Annotated in this window: 17 protein-coding genes; 4 read left to right on the forward strand and 13 right to left on the reverse strand. The window is 72.0% G+C overall.

What is annotated here, in order from left to right; translation table 11 throughout:
* Window positions 1–31 precede the first annotated feature (31 nt).
* A complete protein-coding gene (disA, locus tag EV371_RS32330; RefSeq protein ID WP_130465394.1) occupies window positions 32–1,213 on the forward strand; it encodes a DNA integrity scanning diadenylate cyclase DisA in 1,182 nt (393 codons plus the stop codon).
* A gap of 124 nt (window positions 1,214–1,337) precedes the next feature.
* Here disA and EV371_RS32335 read toward each other — a convergent pair whose 3' ends face one another.
* The 3 genes from EV371_RS32335 to EV371_RS32345 all read right to left on the reverse strand — a co-directional run bounded on the left by EV371_RS32335 (window position 1,338) and on the right by EV371_RS32345 (window position 3,241).
* On the reverse strand, window positions 1,338–2,069 hold the full coding sequence (locus EV371_RS32335; protein ID WP_130465395.1) for a hypothetical protein: 732 nt from the start codon (window positions 2,067–2,069) through the stop codon (window positions 1,338–1,340).
* 81 nt (window positions 2,070–2,150) lie between these two features.
* Entirely contained in the window at window positions 2,151–2,708 is a 558-nt protein-coding gene (locus tag EV371_RS32340) for a peptide deformylase (RefSeq protein WP_130466372.1), read from the reverse strand.
* Window positions 2,709–2,728: 20 nt separating this feature from the next.
* Window positions 2,729–3,241: an ACT domain-containing protein gene (locus EV371_RS32345; RefSeq protein WP_130465396.1), complete on the reverse strand. Its 513-nt coding sequence runs from the start codon at window positions 3,239–3,241 to the stop codon at window positions 2,729–2,731.
* Between the two features lie 118 nt (window positions 3,242–3,359).
* Here EV371_RS32345 and EV371_RS32350 point away from each other — a divergent pair, with 118 nt between their 5' ends.
* Window positions 3,360–4,247, forward strand: a complete 888-nt coding sequence (locus EV371_RS32350; RefSeq protein ID WP_130465397.1) for an HhH-GPD family protein — start codon at window positions 3,360–3,362, stop codon at window positions 4,245–4,247.
* A gap of 75 nt (window positions 4,248–4,322) precedes the next feature.
* On the opposite strand, the gene EV371_RS32355 is transcribed toward EV371_RS32350, so the two are convergent.
* From EV371_RS32355 to EV371_RS32400, 10 genes are all read right to left on the reverse strand, one after another.
* Entirely contained in the window at window positions 4,323–6,854 is a 2,532-nt protein-coding gene (locus EV371_RS32355; RefSeq protein WP_130466373.1) for an AAA family ATPase, read from the reverse strand.
* A 606-nt stretch (window positions 6,855–7,460) separates the two neighbouring features.
* Entirely contained in the window at window positions 7,461–7,811 is a 351-nt protein-coding gene (locus tag EV371_RS32360) for an Lsr2 dimerization domain-containing protein (protein ID WP_130465398.1), read from the reverse strand.
* Between the two features lie 110 nt (window positions 7,812–7,921).
* Window positions 7,922–9,376 carry a lysine--tRNA ligase gene (gene lysS, locus EV371_RS32365; protein WP_486484993.1) on the reverse strand — a complete coding sequence of 485 codons (1,455 nt, stop codon included), beginning with the start codon at window positions 9,374–9,376 and terminating at the stop codon, window positions 7,922–7,924.
* Window positions 9,377–9,545: 169 nt separating this feature from the next.
* Window positions 9,546–10,304, reverse strand: a complete 759-nt coding sequence (locus tag EV371_RS32370; RefSeq protein ID WP_130465400.1) for a type III pantothenate kinase — start codon at window positions 10,302–10,304, stop codon at window positions 9,546–9,548.
* Window positions 10,305–10,344: 40 nt separating this feature from the next.
* Window positions 10,345–11,232 (reverse strand): carboxylating nicotinate-nucleotide diphosphorylase, encoded by an 888-nt coding sequence (nadC, locus tag EV371_RS32375; RefSeq protein WP_130466374.1) that lies wholly within the window; start codon window positions 11,230–11,232, stop codon window positions 10,345–10,347.
* Window positions 11,229–12,947, reverse strand: coding sequence for an L-aspartate oxidase (locus EV371_RS32380; RefSeq protein ID WP_130465401.1), 1,719 nt, complete (start codon window positions 12,945–12,947; stop codon window positions 11,229–11,231). Before EV371_RS32380 ends, nadC begins: the two co-directional genes overlap by 4 nt.
* 136 nt (window positions 12,948–13,083) lie before the next feature.
* Window positions 13,084–13,986: a septum formation family protein gene (locus EV371_RS32385; protein ID WP_130465402.1), complete on the reverse strand. Its 903-nt coding sequence runs from the start codon at window positions 13,984–13,986 to the stop codon at window positions 13,084–13,086.
* Between the two features lie 200 nt (window positions 13,987–14,186).
* The gene (panD, locus tag EV371_RS32390) at window positions 14,187–14,612 is read right to left on the reverse strand and encodes an aspartate 1-decarboxylase (protein WP_130465403.1); all 426 of its coding nucleotides are present in this window, start codon (window positions 14,610–14,612) and stop codon (window positions 14,187–14,189) included.
* Window positions 14,613–14,665: 53 nt separating this feature from the next.
* Window positions 14,666–15,526, reverse strand: a complete 861-nt coding sequence (panC, locus tag EV371_RS32395; protein WP_130465404.1) for a pantoate--beta-alanine ligase — start codon at window positions 15,524–15,526, stop codon at window positions 14,666–14,668.
* Between the two features lie 22 nt (window positions 15,527–15,548).
* Window positions 15,549–16,598 (reverse strand): DUF2520 domain-containing protein, encoded by a 1,050-nt coding sequence (locus tag EV371_RS32400; protein ID WP_130465405.1) that lies wholly within the window; start codon window positions 16,596–16,598, stop codon window positions 15,549–15,551.
* Window positions 16,599–16,868: 270 nt separating this feature from the next.
* On the opposite strand from EV371_RS32400, the gene EV371_RS32405 reads away from it, so the two are divergent.
* Together EV371_RS32405 and EV371_RS32410 are read left to right on the forward strand one after the other, a co-directional pair.
* A complete protein-coding gene (locus tag EV371_RS32405; protein ID WP_130465406.1) occupies window positions 16,869–17,972 on the forward strand; it encodes an SAM-dependent methyltransferase in 1,104 nt (367 codons plus the stop codon).
* 140 nt (window positions 17,973–18,112) lie between these two features.
* Complete coding sequence (locus tag EV371_RS32410; RefSeq protein ID WP_486484883.1) at window positions 18,113–19,276, forward strand: NADH-quinone oxidoreductase subunit D; 1,164 nt, start codon at window positions 18,113–18,115, stop codon at window positions 19,274–19,276.
* The last annotated feature ends 32 nt before the right edge of the window (window positions 19,277–19,308 follow it).

The following is a 19,308-nucleotide window of genomic DNA, read 5'->3' on the forward strand; positions in this document are numbered from 1 at the left end:
CCGAACGCAGGGCGGTCCGTAGAATGTCCGAGTGCCGATCGACCGCGACGCGAACCGAACCGCCAGCGCGGCTTCTCCTGTCCGTACCAGCGCCGGCACCTCGGCCCGTCCCATCGGCGTCGGCATGACCATGAACGCGACGGGGCCGACGGGTGACCCGTTGCGGGCCAACCTGGCGCTGATGGCGCCGGGCACGGCGCTGCGGGACGGGCTGGAGCGCATCCTGCGCGGCCGCACGGGGGCCCTGATAGTGCTCGGCTACGACCGGGTCGTCGAGACGCTCTGCACCGGCGGCTTCCCGCTCGACGTCGAGTTCTCCGCAACCCGGGTCCGCGAACTGTGCAAGATGGACGGCGCCGTCGTGCTCTCCAGCGACGGCACCCGGATCGTCCGGGCCGCCGTGCACCTGATGCCCGACCCCACGATCCCGACCGAGGAGTCCGGCACCCGGCACCGCACCGCCGAGCGGGTCGCCCGGCAGACCGGCTTCCCGGTGATCTCGGTCAGCCAGTCGATGCGGATCATCAGCCTCTACGTCAACGGCCAGCGGCACGTGCTGGACGACTCGGCCGCGATCCTGTCCCGGGCCAACCAGGCACTGGCCACCCTGGAGCGTTACAAGCTGCGCCTCGACGAGGTCTCCGGCACCCTCTCCGCGCTGGAGATCGAGGATCTGGTCACCGTACGGGACGCGGTCGCCGTGGTGCAGCGGCTGGAGATGGTCCGCCGGATCGCCGACGAGATCGCCGGCTACGTGGTGGAGCTGGGCACCGACGGCCGGCTGCTCGCCCTCCAACTCGACGAGCTGATGGCCGGGGTGGACGCCGACCGGACCCTGGTGATCCGCGACTACCTGCCGATCGGCCGCAAGGCGCGGACCCTCGACGAGGCGCTGGTCGAGCTGGACCTGCTCACCGCCACCGAGCTGATCGACCTGGTCGCGGTCGCCAAGGCGATCGGCTATCCGGGTGCCTCCGACGCGCTGGACGCGGCGGTCAGCCCGCGCGGTTTCCGGCTGCTCGCCAAGGTGCCCCGGCTGCCCGGGCTGGTGGTCGACCGGCTCGTCGGCCACTTCGGCAGCCTGCAACGGCTGCTCGGCGCCACCGTGGAGGATCTGCAGGCCGTCGACGGGGTCGGCGACGCCCGCGCCAGGGGCGTACGGGAAGGGTTGTCCCGGCTCGCCGAGGCGTCGATCCTGGAGCGCTACGTCTGACCCGACCGGCGGCGTCGGCCAGCCCCGATCTTCGGAGTCGGCTGACCGCGACCGGCGGCGTCCGGCGGGCGGGGCCGCCGGCGGGCGGCGGTCCGGTCCGGTGGCGACCGGACGGTGCCGTCGGTCAGCCGGTGATGGTGATCCGGACCGGGTCGCTGTGCTTGTTGCCGAGCCGGCCGAAGAGCTGGTATGTGCCGGCCGCCGGATAGGGCCCGGCGGCGAGCTGGTTGCTGCACCTGGAGCTCTCCCGCCCGTTCCAGGAGACCCTGTACTCGTTCTCGTGGTTGGGCGGGAACGCCCGGACGTCGTTGGAGCGGACCTCGCTGCACACGTCCGACGACCAGACCTTCCGGGCGCCGGACTTGATGTACAGCTCCTGGAGGTCTGCGCCGACGTCCCGGTTGCAGGTCCGGTCGGAGACGTTCTTGATCCTGAGTCGCAGGTCGATCGGCTGCCCCCGCTGGGCCGAGGTCCGCGAGGGCACCGGAATCACCGAAATCTCCTGGTCGGTGCACTCGTTGGCGACCGGCGGCGGCGCCGGTGGCACCTCACCGCCACCCGCCGGCTCGACCGACCCTCCGTCGTCCGCGGGCGGGTCGGACGGCTCCTCACCGCCCGGACCACCCGGCTCCGGAGCACCCGAGTCGGGAGGGCCGGACGCGGAAGGATCCACGTGCGGGGTGAGCGTCGGGGACGGCCCGGGATCGGCGGTCTTGTCCCCTCCGGAGTCGTCCGCCCCGCCCGTGTTGATGCAGGAGTAGAGCAGCACGATCAGGAAGAGCAGCAGAGCGCCGAGCACGACGGCTCGACGCCGCCAATACACGGCGGGCGGCAGGGGGCCAACCGTCAGACGCATAATGGTTTCACCGTATCGGCACGCGTGGCCCTGACCCCCGCGACGCGCCGGGGCCCCGGCCCGGTGTATCCGCGCCGCAGCTCACAGATAGACCTTGCGCTGGTAGACGGCGTGCGCGCCGGCCACCCGGTCCAGGAACAGCCGGCCCGCGCAGTGGTCGATCTCGTGCTGAAGCGCCCGGGCCTCGAAGCCGTCGGTGACCACCCGGACGGCCTCGCCGGTGCCGGGCAGGACCCCGCGCACCACTACCCGGCTGGCCCGCTTCACGTCACCGGTCAGGTCGGGGACCGACATGCAGCCCTCCCGCCCCGGCCGCCATCGGCTCGCCTCGACGATCTCGGCGTTGCAGAGCACGAAGGTGCCGTGCGAGGTGACGGTCTTGGGATGCCCGGTCACGTCCACCGCGAAGACCCGGGCGCCGATCCCGATCTGCGGTGCGGCCAGGCCCACGCAGCCGGGCGAGACCCGCATCGTGGCCACCAAATCGGCGGCGAGTCGGACCACCTCGTCGTCGCACGGGTCCACGGTGACACCTGCCCGGCTCAGCACCCCGGCCGGCGCGGTCACCACCGGGCGTACCCGGCCCGGGTCACCGAGCAGCTCGGGGGTCCAGTCGCCCAGGTCGCACTCCTCGACCATCCCGGAACCGTCCTTCCCGGTCACAGCAGGTCCGAGTCGGCTCGCCGCAGGGTGACCTCCACGTCCAGCCCGGCGGCCACCTCGGCCAGCCGGGCGGCGATCCCGTCGGCCGCGCCCGGCCGCAACTCCACCTCGGCGAGGAGGACGTAGAGCGGCCCGGTCAGCCGGGTGGTCAGGTCGGTGACGTTGCCGCCGGCCTCGGCGATCACCCGGGTCAGCGCGGCGACGATGCCGAGCCGATCGGCCCCGTGCACGGCCATCAGGTACGGCTCGCCGAGCGGCGTACTCGTCGCTTCGGCGCCGACCGGGCGAACCGTCGCCACCAGCGGGCCGTCCCCGACGACCGGGGCGAGCGCCGCCTCCGCCTCGGCACCGGACGGGCCGACGCAGATCAACGTCATCGCGAAGTGCCCGCGCAACCGGGTCATGGTCGAGTCGGTCAGGTTGGCCCCGACCTGGGCCAGCGCCTCCGTCACGTCGGCCACGATGCCGGGCCGGTCCGGACCGATGACGGTGATCGCGAGCTCGTTCATCCGGGCAGTCTGCCGGATCGTCCACCCCGTCCGGGACCCGACCCGGCCTCCGGCCCACGCTCCGGGACGGCCCGGCCGCGACCGGGCGCCCGGCCGGCATGACAGGATCGACGGCGCCATGTCGACTACACCACTCGCCGCCGACGCCATCCGGTGGTACGACGAGAACGCCCGCGACCTGCCCTGGCGAGAGCCCGGCATCGGGGCGTGGCCGATCCTGGTCAGCGAGGTCATGCTGCAGCAGACCCCGGTGGTGCGGGTACTTCCCGCCTGGCGGGCCTGGCTCGCCCGGTGGCCCGCACCGGCCGACCTGGCCGCCGACACTCCGGCCGAGGCGATCCGGATGTGGGGGCGGCTCGGCTATCCCCGACGGGCGCTGCGGCTGCACGAGTGTGCGGTGGCCGTACTGCGGCGACATGGCGGGGAGGTGCCATCCACCCTGGAGGAGTTGCTGGCGCTGCCCGGCGTCGGCGACTACACCGCCCGGGCGGTAGCGGCGTTCGCGTACGGCCAGAGGCATCCGGTGGTGGACACGAACGTACGCCGGCTGGTGGCCCGGGCCGTTGCCGGGGAACCGGACGCGGGGCCGGCGACCCGTCCCGCCGACCTGGTCGCCACCGAGGCACTGCTGCCGGCGGTACCGGAGCGGGCCGCCCGGGCCAGCGCCGCGTTCATGGAGCTGGGGGCGCTGGTCTGCACCGCCCGGGCACCCCGGTGTGTCGACTGTCCGCTGGCCGCCCGGTGCGCGTGGCGGGCGTCGGGGCGTACCGCGCCGTCCGGCCCGACCCGCCGCCCACAGCGGTACGCCGGCACTGACCGGCAGGTCCGGGGCAAGCTGCTGGCCGTACTCCGGGAGGCTACCGGCCCGGTGCCCCGGGCCCGGCTGGATCTGGTCTGGTCGGACGACCTGCAACGCTCCCGGGCGCTGGCCGGGCTTATCGAGGACGGCCTGGTCGAGATGGTCGACGACACCTGCGTGCTGGCCGGCGAGGGCACCGACGGATAGCCCCCGTTCCGCACGAACGAATTCGGCCCGGTGGCGACTGCCACCGGGCCGAACCGTCTGTTACCGAGCCGCCGCCTACTCGTCCGCGCCGGCCGCGGCGGTGTTGCCGAGGTCGGCCGGCACCGCGTCGGGCACCGGGACCGGCTTCTCCGCGCCGCGGAAGACCAGCTTGGACTTGTCGGTGTTGTCGGGGTCGCCCTCGCAGTCGACGACGACGATCTGCCCCGGGGTCAACTCGTTGAACAGGATCCGCTCGGACAGGTTGTCCTCGATGTCGCGCTGGATCGTCCGACGCAGCGGCCGGGCGCCCAGCACCGGGTCGAAGCCCTTCTTCGCCAGGTACTTCTTGGCGTTGTCGGTCAGCTCGAGGCCCATGTCCTTGTTACGGAGCTGGGTCTCGATCCGCTGGATCATGATGTCCACGATCGAGAGGATCTCGGTCTGGTTGAGCTGGTGGAACACGATCGTGTCGTCGATCCGGTTGAGGAACTCCGGCCGGAAGTGCTGCTTCAGCTCGTCGTTGACCTTCTGCTTCATCCGCTCGTAGTTCGAGTCGGAATCCTCCGAGGCCTGGAAGCCCATCGAGACCGCCTTGGCCACGTCCCTGGTACCCAGGTTGGTGGTCAGGATGATGACCGTGTTCTTGAAGTCCACGATCCGGCCCTGACCGTCGGTCAACCGCCCGTCCTCCAGAATCTGGAGCAGGGTGTTGAACACGTCCGGGTGAGCCTTCTCGATCTCGTCGAACAGGACCACCGAGAACGGCCGGCGCCGCACCTTCTCGGTCAGCTGGCCACCCTCGTCGTAACCGACGTAACCGGGAGGCGCCCCGACCAGCCGCGACACCGTGTACCGGTCGTGGAACTCGGACATGTCCAGCTGGATCAGCGCGTCCTCGCTACCGAAGAGGAACTCCGCCAGTGCCTTGGACAGCTCGGTCTTACCGACACCGGACGGACCGGCGAAGATGAACGAGCCGGACGGCCGCTTCGGGTCCTTCAGACCGGCCCGGGTACGCCGGATCGCCTTCGACACCGCCCGGACCGCGTCCTCCTGGCCGACGACCCGCTTGTGCAGCTCGTCCTCCATACGCAGCAGCCGGGAGGTCTCCTCCTCGGTCAGCTTGTAGACCGGGATACCGGTCCAGTTCGCCAGCACCTCGGCGATCTGCTCGTCGTCGACCTCGGAAACCACGTCCAGGTCGCCGGCCTTCCACTCCTTCTCCCGCTGCGCCTTCTGACCAAGGAGCTGCTTCTCCTTGTCCCGCAACTGCGCGGCCCGCTCGAAGTCCTGCGCGTCGATCGCGGATTCCTTGTCCCGGCGCACCTGGGCGATCCGCTCGTCGAAGTCACGCAGGTCCGGCGGCGCCGTCATCCGACGGATCCGCATCCGCGCACCGGCCTCGTCGATCAGGTCGATCGCCTTGTCGGGCAGGAACCGGTCGGAGATGTACCGGTCGGCCAACGTCGCCGCCGCGACCAACGCCGCGTCGGTGATGCTCACCCGGTGGTGCGCCTCGTAGCGATCCCGCAGGCCCTTCAGTATTTCGATGGTGTGCGTCAGCGACGGCTCACCCACCTGGATCGGCTGGAACCGCCGCTCCAGGGCGGCGTCCTTCTCCAGGTGCTTGCGGTACTCGTCCAGCGTCGTCGCGCCGATGGTCTGCAGCTCGCCACGGGCCAGCATCGGCTTCAGGATGCTCGCCGCGTCGATCGCACCCTCGGCGGCACCCGCACCCACCAGGGTGTGGATCTCGTCGATGAACAGGATGATGTCGCCGCGGGTGCGGATCTCCTTGAGAACCTTCTTCAGGCGCTCCTCGAAGTCACCGCGGTATCGCGAACCGGCGACCAGCGCGCCCAGGTCAAGCGTGTAGAGCTGCTTGTCCTTCAGCGTCTCCGGCACCTCGCCCTTGATGATCCGCTGGGAAAGCCCCTCGACCACCGCGGTCTTGCCGACCCCGGGCTCGCCGATCAGGACCGGGTTGTTCTTGGTACGGCGGGAGAGCACCTGCATCACCCGCTCGATCTCCTTCTCCCGACCGATGACCGGGTCGAGCTTGCCCTCCCGGGCGGCCTGGGTCAGGTTCCGGCCGAACTGGTCCAGCACCAGACTGGTCGACGGCGCGGCCTCACCCGGCGCGGTACCGGCCGCGGCCGGCTCCTTGCCCTGGTAGCCGGAGAGGAGCTGGATCACCTGCTGACGGACCCGGTTCAGGTCGGCGCCGAGCTTGACCAGCACCTGGGCGGCGACGCCCTCGCCCTCACGGATCAGGCCGAGCAGGATGTGCTCCGTACCGATGTAGTTGTGCCCGAGCTGCAACGCCTCGCGCAGCGACAGCTCCAGCACCTTCTTGGCCCGCGGCGTGAACGGGATGTGCCCGCTCGGCGCCTGCTGGCCCTGGCCAATGATCTCCTCCACCTGCTGGCGGACGCCCTCCAGCGAGATCCCCAGACTCTCCAGGGCCTTCGCCGCGACGCCCTCACCCTCATGGATGAGACCCAACAGGATGTGCTCCGTACCGATGTAGTTGTGGTTGAGCATCCGGGCTTCTTCCTGAGCCAGGACGACAACCCGCCGCGCTCGGTCGGTGAACCGCTCGAACATGCCCTCGTGCTCCTCACGTGCCGTGCGCACTCGATCTTGATGGTCCAAGCATCGTGGCGGGGCCACCACCCGGACATCCGGGGCGGACGTCCGTGCTCCCTTACTCTATCGCCGCGAGCCGACTCTCCTGAGGTCGTGTGTTCCCGGAATGAGCCAGGTACGCGACGTTTTTACCAACAGTCCACGCTCAGCGATGCTTCCCGGACCGTCCGCTGTACGCGCAGAGCGAAATTCGAGCCTCCGTCCGGACGACGCGGCCCCGCGTCATCCACAGGCTGTGGACAACTTCGTCCACTGGTTGTGGACAACGCCTGGGCCGTCAGGTTGTTCCCGGGACCGACAGATCGCTCCCGACGGCGACGGCCGCGCGGACGACACCTCGCCACCGGCGGTTGCGCGGCGGGCGGGAAGCGACCGGGATCACCGACCCGTCGAACTCGACGACCGAGGCGACCGGGCCCCGGTCGGTGATCCGGCTCGACGACCGGCCGACGAAGCGGACACTCGCCCTAATCCTCTCATACTTGCCCACAGCACACAGAAATGCGCGGGATGGGGGACTGATCGTCCACCCATCCCGCGCGGGGACCACGGAAGCGCCGGCCGCTAGCGGCCCGCCTTGGCGTGGTACTCGTCAACGATCTCCTGCGGGATCCGCCCGCGGTCGGAGATGTCCTTGCCTTCCTTCTTGGCCCAGGCCCGGATCGCCTTGTTCTGCTCGCGGTCGGCGGTCGCGCCACCCCGCCCCCGTGCGGCACGGCCGCCGACGACCACGCCACCCCGGCCCACCTTCGACCCGGCGGCGACGTACGGGGCGAATAGCTCCCGCAATTTGCCGGCGTTCTTCTCCGACAGGTCGATCTCGTACTGCACGCCGTCGAGCGAGAACTTGACGGTCTCGTCCGCGTCTCCGCCGTCCAGGTCATCGACCAGCTTGTGAATGATCTGCTTGGCCACGTGTCGCTATCCTTTCGAGCAGGTTCGCCGCAAACAAGAGCACAATAGCCCGTTAGATGCTTGCTCCGTCAATAGGACGGCGAAACTACCCGACAAGTCGTGCGGCGACACTACTCGGGTCGGACCATCGGGAAGAGGATGGTTTCCCGAATTCCGAGGCCCGTGAGGGCCATCAGCAGCCGGTCGATTCCCATTCCCATGCCCCCGAGCGGCGGCATTCCGTACTCCATGGCCCGCAGGAAGTCCTCGTCGAGCCGCATGGCCTCGTCGTCGCCGGAGGCCGAGCGCCGGGCCTGCGCCACGAGTCGCTCCCGCTGCACCACCGGGTCGACCAGCTCGGTGTAGCCGGTGGCCAGCTCGAAACCGAGCACGTAGAGGTCCCATTTCGCGGTCAGGCCCGCCTCGTCGGGGTGCGCCCGGACCAGCGGGCTGGTCTCTTCCGGGTAGTCCCGGACGAAGGTGGGCTGGCGCAGCGTCGGGACGACCAGCTCCTCGAAAAGCTCCTCGGCGAGCTTGCCCGGACCCCACGTCGGGTCGACCGCGAGACCGACCTTTTCCGCGTATCCCAGCAGGTCGGCCATTGCGGTGCGGACGGTCACCTCCTCGCCGAGCGCCTCGGAAAGGGTGCCGTAGAGGGTCACCGAACGCCACTGACCGCCGAGGTCGAACTCGGTGCCGTCGGCGTGGGTGACCAGGTGAGACCCGGCGGCGGCGAGCGCGGCTGCCTGCACCAGGTCACGGGTGAGGGTCGCCATGGTGTCGTAGTCACCGTACGCCTCGTACACCTCCAGCATGGCGAACTCGGGCGAGTGCGAAGAGTCGACCCCCTCATTACGGAAGTTGCGGTTGATCTCGAAGACCCGGTCGATGCCACCGACCGCCGCCCGCTTGAGAAAAAGCTCGGGGGCGATTCGCAGATACAGATCCGTGTCTAACGCATTGCTGTGCGTCACGAATGGCCTGGCCGTGGCCCCACCCGGCAGCGGTTGCAGCATGGGGGTTTCAACTTCGATGAAACTCCGGGCGTGCAGCGAATCGCGCAGACTACGCAGCGTCGCCGCCCGGGTGCGTACCATCTCCCGGGCGCGGGGGCGCACGATCAGATCGACATAACGCTGCCGGACCCGGGCCTCCTCACTAAGCGGCTTGTGCGCCACCGGCAGCGGCCGGAGCGCCTTCGCGGTCGGCGCCCAGGAATCGGCGAGCACGGAAAGCTCCCCGCGCCGGCTGGTAATCACCTCACCGGTAACGCCGACGTGGTCGCCGAGGTCGACCAGCCGCTTCCAGGCGTCGAGCCGCTCCTGCCCGACCCGGTCGAGCGAGAGCATCGCCTGGAGTTCGGTGCCGTCGCCGTCCCGCAGGGTGGCGAAACAGAGCTTGCCGGTGTTGCGTACGAAGATCACCCGGCCGGTGACGGCGGCGACGTCCCCACTGGCGGTGTCGGTCGGAAGGTCCGCGTAACGGGCCCGGATCTCGGCGAGAGTCGCGGTACGCGGATATCCCACCGGGTACGGTTCGACGCCCTCGGCGAGCATGCGGTCCCGCTTCTCCCTGCGGACCCGCATCTGCTCGGGAAGGTCGTCCACGGGGTCGGCGGGGTTCGAGATCTGCTGGCTCACGGCATGCTTCCTCGGGAAATCGTGTCGGCGGAGTTCGGCCCCGAGCGTACTCAAGTGGGCCGGGGGCGGGGCACCGGATAACCCCGGCATGGTCGACCAGCCGCGGCGGGGAAGGTCAGCGGTTGCGGTCGTAGACCATGCGCAGCCCGATCAGCGTGATCATCGGCTCGTGGTGGGTGATCGTCCGACACTCGCCGATCACCAGGGCCGCCAGCCCGCCTGTGGCGATCACCGCCCGGACCTCGCCCAGCTCGTCGATCATCCGCTCGACGATCCGGTCCACCTGGCCGGCGAAACCGAAGTACATCCCGGCCTGGAGGCACTCGACGGTGTTCTTGCCGACCACCGAACGGGGTACCGCCGGCTCGACCTTGCGCAGCTGGGCGGCCCGGGCGGCGAGCGCGTCGAAGGAGATCTCGATGCCGGGCGCGAACGCACCGCCGAGGAACTCGCCCCGGCCGCTGATCACGTCGAAGTTGGTGGTGGTGCCGAAGTCGACCACGATCGACGGCCCGCCGTAGAGGGTGAACGCGGCCAGGGTGTTGACCACCCGGTCGGCGCCGACCTCCTTCGGGTTGTCGATCGCCAACTGCACCCCGGTCCTCACCCCCGGCTCGACGATCACGTACGGGATGTCGCCGTAGTACCGGGCCAGCATCGTACGCAGCGAGCGCAGCGCCGCCGGCACCGTCGAACAGGCGGCCACCCCGGTGACCTCCACCGCGCCGGCGGCCAGCAGGCCGCGCAGCTTCAGCCCCAGCTCGTCGGCGGTGGACCGGGCATCCGTCTTGATCCGCCAGGAGTGGACCAGCTTCTCGCCCTCGAAGGTCGCCAGCACGGTGTTGGTGTTGCCGATGTCGATACAGAGCAGCATGTCGTCAGTCCCGAACCCCGAGTCGTGGCGCGTCCCGCCGCTACGCGGCGCGCGAGCGGAGGTCCAGTGCGATGTCCAAGATAGGCGAGGAGTGCGTGAGCGCCCCAACCGAGAGGTAGTCGACACCCGTCGCCGCGTACTCGGCGGCGGTGGCCAGGGTCAGCCCGCCGGTCGCCTCCAGCTCGGCCCGGTCGCCCACCGCCGCCACCACCTCGGTCAGCAGCGCCGGGGACATGTTGTCGCAGAGCAGGAAGTCGGCGCCCGCCTCGACCGCCTCCAGCGCCTCGGCCACCGTGGTCACCTCGACCTGGATCGGCACCGCCGGGAACGCCTCCCGGACCCGCCGGTACGCCGGACCGACACCGCCGGCCGCCAGCTTGTGGTTGTCCTTGATCATCGCCACGTCGTACAGCCCGAGTCGCTTGTTGGCGCCGCCGCCGGCCCGGACCGCGTACTTCTCCAGCGGGCGCAGCCCGGGAGTGGTCTTGCGGGTGTCCAGCACGGTCGCCTTGCCGCCGCCCAGCGCCGCCACCCAGGCGCGGGTGTGCGTCGCCACCCCGGAGATCCGGCAGAGCAGGTTCAGCGCGGTCCGCTCGGCGGTGAGCAGCCCCCGGGTCGGCCCGGTCACCGTGGCCAGCACGTCCCCCACGCCGACCTCGGCGCCGTCGGTCGCCACCGGCAGCACCCGGACGTCCGCGCCGGCCGCCAGTTCGAAGACGGCCGCCGCCACCGCCAGTCCGGCGACGACCCCGTCGGCCCGGGCCACCAGGTCGGCGGCGTCGACCTGGTCGTCCGGAATCGTCGCCACGCTGGTCACGTCCAGCCGCTCCGGCCCCAGGTCCTCGTCCAGCGCCCCCCGCACGATGCGTTCCACCTCCACCGGGTCGAGCCCGGCGTCCCGCAGCGCCCGCGTGGTCGAGTCTGTCAGCACAGTGCCTCCCAGTCCTGTTCGAGGTTGCCCGCCGGACCGATCGACCCGACCAGGTGCCCGAGCCAATCGTCGCGCGATTCCGAGAAGTCCTCGCGCCAATGGCAGCCCCGGGTCTCCTGCCGGGCGTACGCCGCCCCGACGAGCGCCGCGGCCACCGTGATCAGGTTGGTCGCCTCCCAGCTCGCGGTACGCGGCGCGGCCCGGGTCGCGCCGAGGGTGACCAGCTCCGCGGCGGTCGCCCGCAGCGAGTCGGCGGAGCGGAGCACCCCGGCGCCCCTGGTCATCGCCCTGGCCAGGCGCGGCCGCACCGCCGGGTCGATCGTCGCGCCCGCGCCGCCCTGCCACGCCCCGGTCCGGACCGGCTCGACCTGGGCCGGCAGATCCCGGGCGATGTCCTGGGCGATCCGGCGGGCGAAGACCAGCCCCTCCAGCAGCGAGTTGCTGGCCAGCCGGTTGGCGCCGTGCACGCCGGTGCAGGCGACCTCGCCGCAGGCGTACAGGCCGGGGATGGAGGTGCGGCCGTGCAGGTCGGTGCGGACCCCGCCGGAGGCGTAGTGCGCGGCCGGAGCGACCGGGATCGGCTGCTCGGCCGGGTCGATCCCGGCGGCGCGGCAGGAGGCGACGATGGTGGGGAACCGCCGGGCCAGGAACTCCGCCCCGAGGTGCCGGGCGTCCAGGAAGACGTGGTCGGCGCCGGTGGCCAGCAGTACCCCGTGTATTCCCTTGGCGACCACGTCCCGGGGCGCCAGCTCGGCCAGCTCGTGCTGGCCGACCATGAACCGCTTGCCGTCCGCGTCGACCAGGTACGCGCCCTCACCGCGCAGCGCCTCGGAGACCAGCGGCTGCTGGGCTGCCAGGGCCGGGACGCCGTCGCTGTCCGGGACGCCGTCGCTGTCCGGGATGGCCGACGCCATCAGCGCGGTCGGGTGGAACTGGACGAACTCCAGGTCGGTGACGGCGGCGCCGGCCCGCATCGCCAGGGCGACCCCGTCCCCGGTGGAGACCGCCGGATTGGTGGTGGCGGCGAAGATCTGCCCCATCCCGCCGGTGGCCAGCACCACCGCCCGGGCCAGGATCGCACCGACCCCGTCCTCACTGCCCTCGCCGAGCACGTGCAGGGTTATCCCGCAGGCCCGTCCGGGACCGGCCCAGCCGCCGTCCGGGGCCCGGAGCAGGTCGAGGACCAGGGCATGCTCGACCAGCCGGATCCAGGGGTCGCGGCCGACCGCAGCGTGCAGTGCCCGCTGCACCTCGGCCCCGGTCGCGTCGCCGCCGGCGTGCACGATCCGGTCCGCCCGGTGGCCGCCCTCCCGAGTGAGCATCAGCGAGCCGTCCGGGTTGCGGTCGAACTCGGCACCGGTCCGGATCAGCTCCCGCAGCCGGCTCGGCCCCTCCGCCACCAGCACCCGTACCGCCGCCGGGTCGCAGAGCCCGACCCCGGCCAGCTCGGTGTCCGAGGCGTGCGCGGCGGGGGTGTCCAGCGGATCGAGTACGGCCGCTATGCCGCCCTGCGCCCACCGGGTCGAGCCGTCATCGATGTTGACCTTGGTCACCACGGTCACGTGCAGCCCCGCCTCGCGCAGGTGCAGCGCGGCGGTGAGCCCGGCGATGCCCGACCCGATCACGATCACGTCGGTCGTCTCCACCCATCCGGGTGCCGGCGCGGCCAGCAACCGGGGTACCACCGGCAGGTCGACGGTCGGAAACTGCATCGCTCCAGTCAACCCCGTGCCGGGGCTGTCGGGGGGCCCGGGGGCGGGAGAAGTGGCCTACGACGCTCCCCGATCCGGACGGAACGACCCTCCGCTGCGGGATCGACCGCGCTCAGCGGGCCGGATCGGCGGGCGCTCAGCGGGTCCGGATCGGTAGGGCGTCGGCGCCGGCACCCTTGAGCGAGCGGGTGAACCTGCCCTCGGAGACCCACAGATAGCAGCGGACGCCCCGGTTCCCCGCCGTCCAGTCGTCCCGGCCGCCGGGCAGCGCCACGACACCGGTACGGAACCGGATCGTGCTCTGCGACACCGCGACGAACCGGGCCGCGACGCTGTAACAGCCGTCGTAGAGGGGCTGCCAGTCCCGATCCGCCGTCGGGTACTTCAACGTCGCCGGTGCCCGCCACACCCCGGCGAACTCGGTGTTGTGCCGGGCCGAGCACTCCACCGGGGGCATCCGGTCGATGGTCTCGGTCCGGGTCACGGTGGTGGCGTAGCAGCCCAGCCGCAACGGCCCGGCCTCGCGCAGCGCGCCCTTCAGGCTCGCCGTCCGGCTGACCGCCTCGCCATCCTCCTCGACATTGGACAGTTCGGTGAGGTCGCAACGGAACCACCGGGCCCCGGCCAGCCAGCCCTTCGGGGAGGGCACCGCCACCCCGAGCCACAACCGGCCGGTACGCCAGTCGGCGCCGAGGAAGCCGCGCGCCCGGCTGTCGCACTCGGCGTACGCGGTGGTGAACTGCGGCGAGCCGGGTTCCGGCGGCTTCTCCGCCTCGCCCGCCCCGGCGAACGTGCCCACGTGCACGGTCTCCAGCCGGTGGTTGTCGGTGCAGTCCACCGGCACGTACGACGACAGGTAGACCGTCTCGGAGAAGTCGGCCCGGTGGCAGGTCTCGGCCGTCGGGGTGAAGACCGCCGGCTCGCCGACCGGAGCCCAGCCGTTGGTCAGGTCGCCGTCGGTACCGTCCGGAGGCGCGCAGCCGGCGACGCCGAGCAGGACTGCCCCGGCCAACGCCAGGGCGCTCATCCAACGGCGCATCGCGTCCTCCCCAGGGCGACCAACAGTCCGGATGGCTGCACCCTACGTTAACCGGCGGGGTCATCCGGACGGCGAGATCATCTCCCCGGCGGGTCGCCTCGGGCTGACCGACGCGCCGAACAGGCTGGTCAGCGGGGAGGGGGCGGGGTTCGACCGGGTGGCAACCGGGTGCCGGCGGGCGCCCCGGGCGAGCGGGTCGGTCAGCCGGTCGTGACGAGGTCACCCCGGACCGGGTCACCGACCATCCCGGGTACGGCTTCCGCCGGGTCGGCGCCCAGCTCGATGACCCGGTTCTTCGCGTCAACGTGCACGATCCGCGGCTGGTACGTCCGCGCCTCGGCGTCGTCCATCTGGCCGTACGAGATCAGGATGACCAGGTCGCCGGGGTGCACCAGGTGCGCGGCGGCGCCGTTGATGCCGATCACCCCGCTGCCGCGCTCACCGGCGATCACGTACGTCTCCAGCCGCGCCCCGTTCGTCACGTCCACGATCGCGACCTGCTCGCCGGGGAGCAGGTCGGCGGCGTCCAACAGGTCGGCGTCGATGGTCACCGAGCCGACGTAGTGCAGGTCCGCCTGGGTCACCGTGGCCCGGTGGATCTTCGACTTGAGCATGGTGCGGAACATCGGTACGTCCTCCGTGCGGCAGGGTTCTCGGACGGTCTCGGGAGGTCGACGCCTCAGTCGCCCGGGTCGGGAGCCGGAGCCAGGTCGACCGGCATGTTGTCGATCAGCCGGGTGGAGCCGACCCGGGCGGCCACCAGCATCCGGGCCGGGCCGGTGGCCGGCGCCGGGCCCAGGTCCGGGGCGGTCAGCACCAGGTAGTCCAGCTTGGCGCCGGTCGTACCGTCGCCGAAGGCGCGATATGCGGCGGCGAGGGCGGCGTCGGCACCCCGACCGGCCCCGGCGGCGGCGTTGCCGGCCCGCAGCGCCGCCGACAGCCGTAGCGCGGCGCTTCGCTCCTGTGTGGAGAGGTAGCGGTTGCGGCTGGACAGGGCCAACCCGTCCGGCTCGCGTACGGTCGGCACACCGACGATCGCCACGTCCAGCTCCAGATCCCGGACCATCCGGCGGACCAGGGTGAGCTGCTGGTAGTCCTTCTCGCCGAAGAGCGCCACGTCCGGCCGGAGCAGGTTGAGCAGCTTCGCCACCACGGTCAGCACCCCGGTGAAGAAGCCGGGCCGGCTGGCGCCCTCCAGCTCCTCGCCGAGGCTGCCCGGGTCGACCCGCACCATCGGCTCGCCGTCCGGATACAGCTCCTCCCGCGACGGGGCGAAGACGTACCCGACCCCGGCCCCCCGGCAGACCGCCAGGTCGTCCTCGAAGGTCCGGGGGTACCGGTCGAAGTCCTCGTTCGGGCCGAACTGGAGCGGGTTCACGAAGATCGTCGCCAGCACCGTGTCGGCCTGCTCCCGGGCCGCCCGCAGCAGCGCCTCGTGCCCGGAGTGCAGGGCGCCCATGGTCATCACCACCGCCAGCCTCCCCGGCAGGGACGCCCGCGCGGCCGCCAGCTCTGCCCGGGTACGCAGCACCGTGGTCATCTCGGCTCCCCCTTCCCGCCGGTCACGCGGCGGCGACCTTCCGGTCCCGGTCGGCCAGCGCCTTCCGGTCGCGGTCGGCCAGCGCCTTCCGGTCCCGGTCGGCCAGCACCCCGAGCAGGACCTCGGCGTCGGCCGGGCGGAGCCGGCCGGTCGCGATCGCCCGGTCGGCGGTACGCCGGGCCAGCGCGAGATAGCCGGGCACCGACTCCGGAGCGGTGACGGCCAGCCGGTCCAGGTGCCGGGCGAGCGTACCGGCGTCGCCCCGGGACACCGGCCCGGTCAGCGCCGCGTCGCCGAGCCGCAGCGAGTTGTCCAGGGCGGCCCGGAGCAGCGGGCCGAGCACCTTCGCCGGCTGGGCCACCCCGGCGGCGCGGAGCAGGTCCACCGCCTCGTTGACCAGCGTGACGAGATGGTTCGCGCCGTGCGCGAGGGCGGCATGGTAGAGCGGACGGTCCGGTTCGGCCACCCACTCCGGTACCCCGCCGAGGTCGGCGACGAGCCGGACGGCGAACGGCCGCAGTCGCTCCGGCACGGTCACCCCGTAGGAGATGCCCGGCAGCCGGTGCAGGTCGTCGGCGGTACCGGTGAAGGTCATCGCCGGGTGCAGCGCCAGCGGGAGTGCCCCGACCGCCACGGCCGGGGCGAGCACGTCGAGGCCGTGCGCGCCGGAGGTGTGTGTCACCACCTGTCCGGGCCGGAGCGCACCGGTCCCGGCCAGACCGGCGACCACCGGCGCCAGCGCGTCGTCCGGTACGGCGATCAGCAGCAGGTCGACGGCGGCCCGGGCCACCTCGTCGGCGGGGCGTACGGTGGTCCCCGGCAGCAGCCGGTCGATCCGGTCCCGGGCGGCGGTCGAGACCCCGGAGGCGGCGACCACCCGGTGTCCGGCCCGGCCCAGCGCGGCACCGAGCACGGCACCGACCCGGCCGGCGCCGATCACGCCGACGGTGAGCTGGCGGGGACGCTGCGGCGGCGTCTGGCCCTGGCCGGCGCGGTCACGGCTCGGGGCGGCGGCCGTTGGCCGGTCCGTCCCGCCGGAGGCGGCGGTACGCGGGCGCGCGGAAGCGCTCATAGCAGTGATCCAGTCCTCGATAAGTGGTACCGGTCGATCGCAAGTATGCGCCGTCCGGCCAGTTCAGGACCAAGAGGTGTGAAAACCTTCACCCGCCTGCCACGACCGCTTCGCCCAGTTGGTGACGTGGCACACGGGACACCCCGGCATGCCGCTACATGTCGCTGATGTGCCCGGACACGTCCCGACGTGACGGCCGTCCGGATCGGCCCGGCCGGATCGGTGCCGTACCGGGCGTGGATTGAGCAGCGCGCCGCATAACCTGGGTCGGTGCCGATCGGATGGCGAGCCGCGATGACCACCGCCCTCTATGGCGCGCAGGGGTTCTTCGTCAGCGGCGCCGGGCCGGCCGCGCACTTCCGGACCAGCGCCCACGCCGTACCGGTGCTGGGCGGCGCCCTGCTGCGGCTGCTGGCCCGGCTCGACGCCGCGCTGGGCCGGCCGGATCCGCTGCACGTGGTCGACGTCGGCGCCGGCCGGGGGGAACTGCTCGGCACCCTGGCCCGGCTCGCCCCGCCGGAACTCGCCGCCCGGCTCCGGCTGACCGCGGTCGAACTCGCCCCGCGACCCGACTCGCTGCCGGAGCCGATCAATTGGCGCTCGGACCTGCCGGAGCGGGTCGTCGGCCTGCTGATCGCGACCGAGTGGCTGGACAACGTACCGCTGGACGTGGCGGAATCCGGCCGGGCCGGCTGGCGACGGGTACTCGTGGACCCGGCCACCGGCGCGGAGTCGCCCGGCGGCCCGCTCGACCCGGCCGAGGCGGACTGGCTGGCCCGCTGGTGGCCGACATCGACGGACGAGTCTCCTCCGGACCAGCCCTCGCCGGACCGGATCGAGCCGCCCCCGGACCGGGTGCAACCGTCCCCGATCCGGGCCGAGATCGGGCTGCCCCGGGACACCGCCTGGGCGGAGGCGGTCGGCAGCCTGCACCGGGGATTGGCGCTCGCCGTCGACTACGGACACCTGCGGGACGACCGCCCGGTGCACGGCACGCTGACCGGGTTCCGCTCCGGCCGTCAGGTCTACCCGGTACCGGACGGCAGCTGCGACCTGACCGCACATGTCGCGATGGACTCGGTGGCGGCGGCCGGTACGGCGCTGGCCGGACTGCCGTACACCCTGGTCGAACAGCGCACCGCGCTGCGGGCGCTCGGAGCCGACGGGCGGCGACCCGCGCTGGCGATGGCCTCCACCGACCCGGCCGGCTACGTCCGGGCGTTGGCCCGGGCCTCCGCCGCGGCCGAACTCACCGACCCGGCCGGTCTCGGCGGCCACTGGTGGCTGCTCCAACCGGTCGGCGTCGACCCGGGCCCCACCGGATGGCTCGGCGGAGAATCCGGTGCACCGGTGCCGGGGCAACCCGCGCGATGACCGCCCGGTCGCTCGCGGTCGTCCACCGAGGGCGACCGGTCGACCGCGACGAAACCGGCCCTCGATCGCCTGGGGCGCATCCTTCCTCCGTCCTACTCCGGTGTCCGCCTCGGCGATGCGTTCCGGCGGATCGTGGCACGATGGCGGACATGACTGCCGACACCGGCGCGCTGCGGGAGCTGACCGTCGGCACCGGGGCGGGCCTGGACACCGCCGACATGGTGCTGAACATCGGGCCGCAGCATCCGTCGACCCACGGCGTACTCCGGCTCAAGCTGGTGCTCGACGGCGAGCGGGTGATCTCCTGCGAGCCGATCGTCGGCTACATGCACCGGGGCGCCGAGAAGCTCTTCGAGGTACGCGACTACCGGCAGATCATCGTGCTGGCCAACAGGCACGACTGGCTGTCGGCGTTCTCCAACGAACTCGGCGTGGTGCTCGCCGTCGAGCGGATGATGGGGATGGAGGTGCCGGAGCGGGCCGTCTGGCTGCGTACCGCCCTCGCCGAACTGAACCGGGTGCTCAACCACCTGATGTTCCTCGGCTCCTACCCGCTGGAGATCGGCGCCATCACCCCGATGTTCTACGCGTTTCGGGAACGCGAAACCCTCCAGGCGGTGCTGGAGGAGGTCTCCGGCGGCCGGATCCACTACATGTTCAACCGGGTCGGCGGGCTCAAGGAAGAGGTGCCGGCCGGCTGGACCCGACGGGCCAGGACGGCGATCGGCGAGGTACGCCGCCGCCTGCCGGACCTGGACAACGTGATCCGGCGCAACGAGATCTTCCTGGCCCGTACCGTCGGGGTCGGGGTGCTCTCCGCCGCCGACGCGGCCGCGTACGGCGCCTCCGGACCGGTAGCCCGGGCCTCCGGGCTCGACTTCGACCTGCGCCGGGACGAGCCCTACCTGGCGTACGGGGCGCTGGAGGTGCCGGTGGTCACCCGCAGCGCCGGTGACTGCCACTCCCGGTTCGAGATCCTGCTCGACCAGGTGTACGTCTCACTCGACCTCGCGGAACGCTGCCTGGACCAGGTCGACCGGATCAGCGGTCCGGTGAACGTGCGGCTGCCCAAGGTGGTGAAGGCCCCGGAGGGGCACACCTACGCCTGGACCGAGAACCCGCTCGGGATCAACGGCTACTACCTGGTATCCCGGGGTGACAAGACGCCGTGGCGGATGAAGCTGCGCACCGCCTCGTACGCCAACGTGCAGGCCCTGGCCACGCTGCTCCCCGGCTGCCTGGTGCCGGACCTGATCGCGATCCTGGGCTCGATGTTCTTCGTCGTCGGCGACATCGACAAGTAGCTGTCGGCGCCATCGGCAGGTAACCGGTGGGG

It is taken from the genome of Plantactinospora sp. CNZ321, assembly GCF_004217235.1.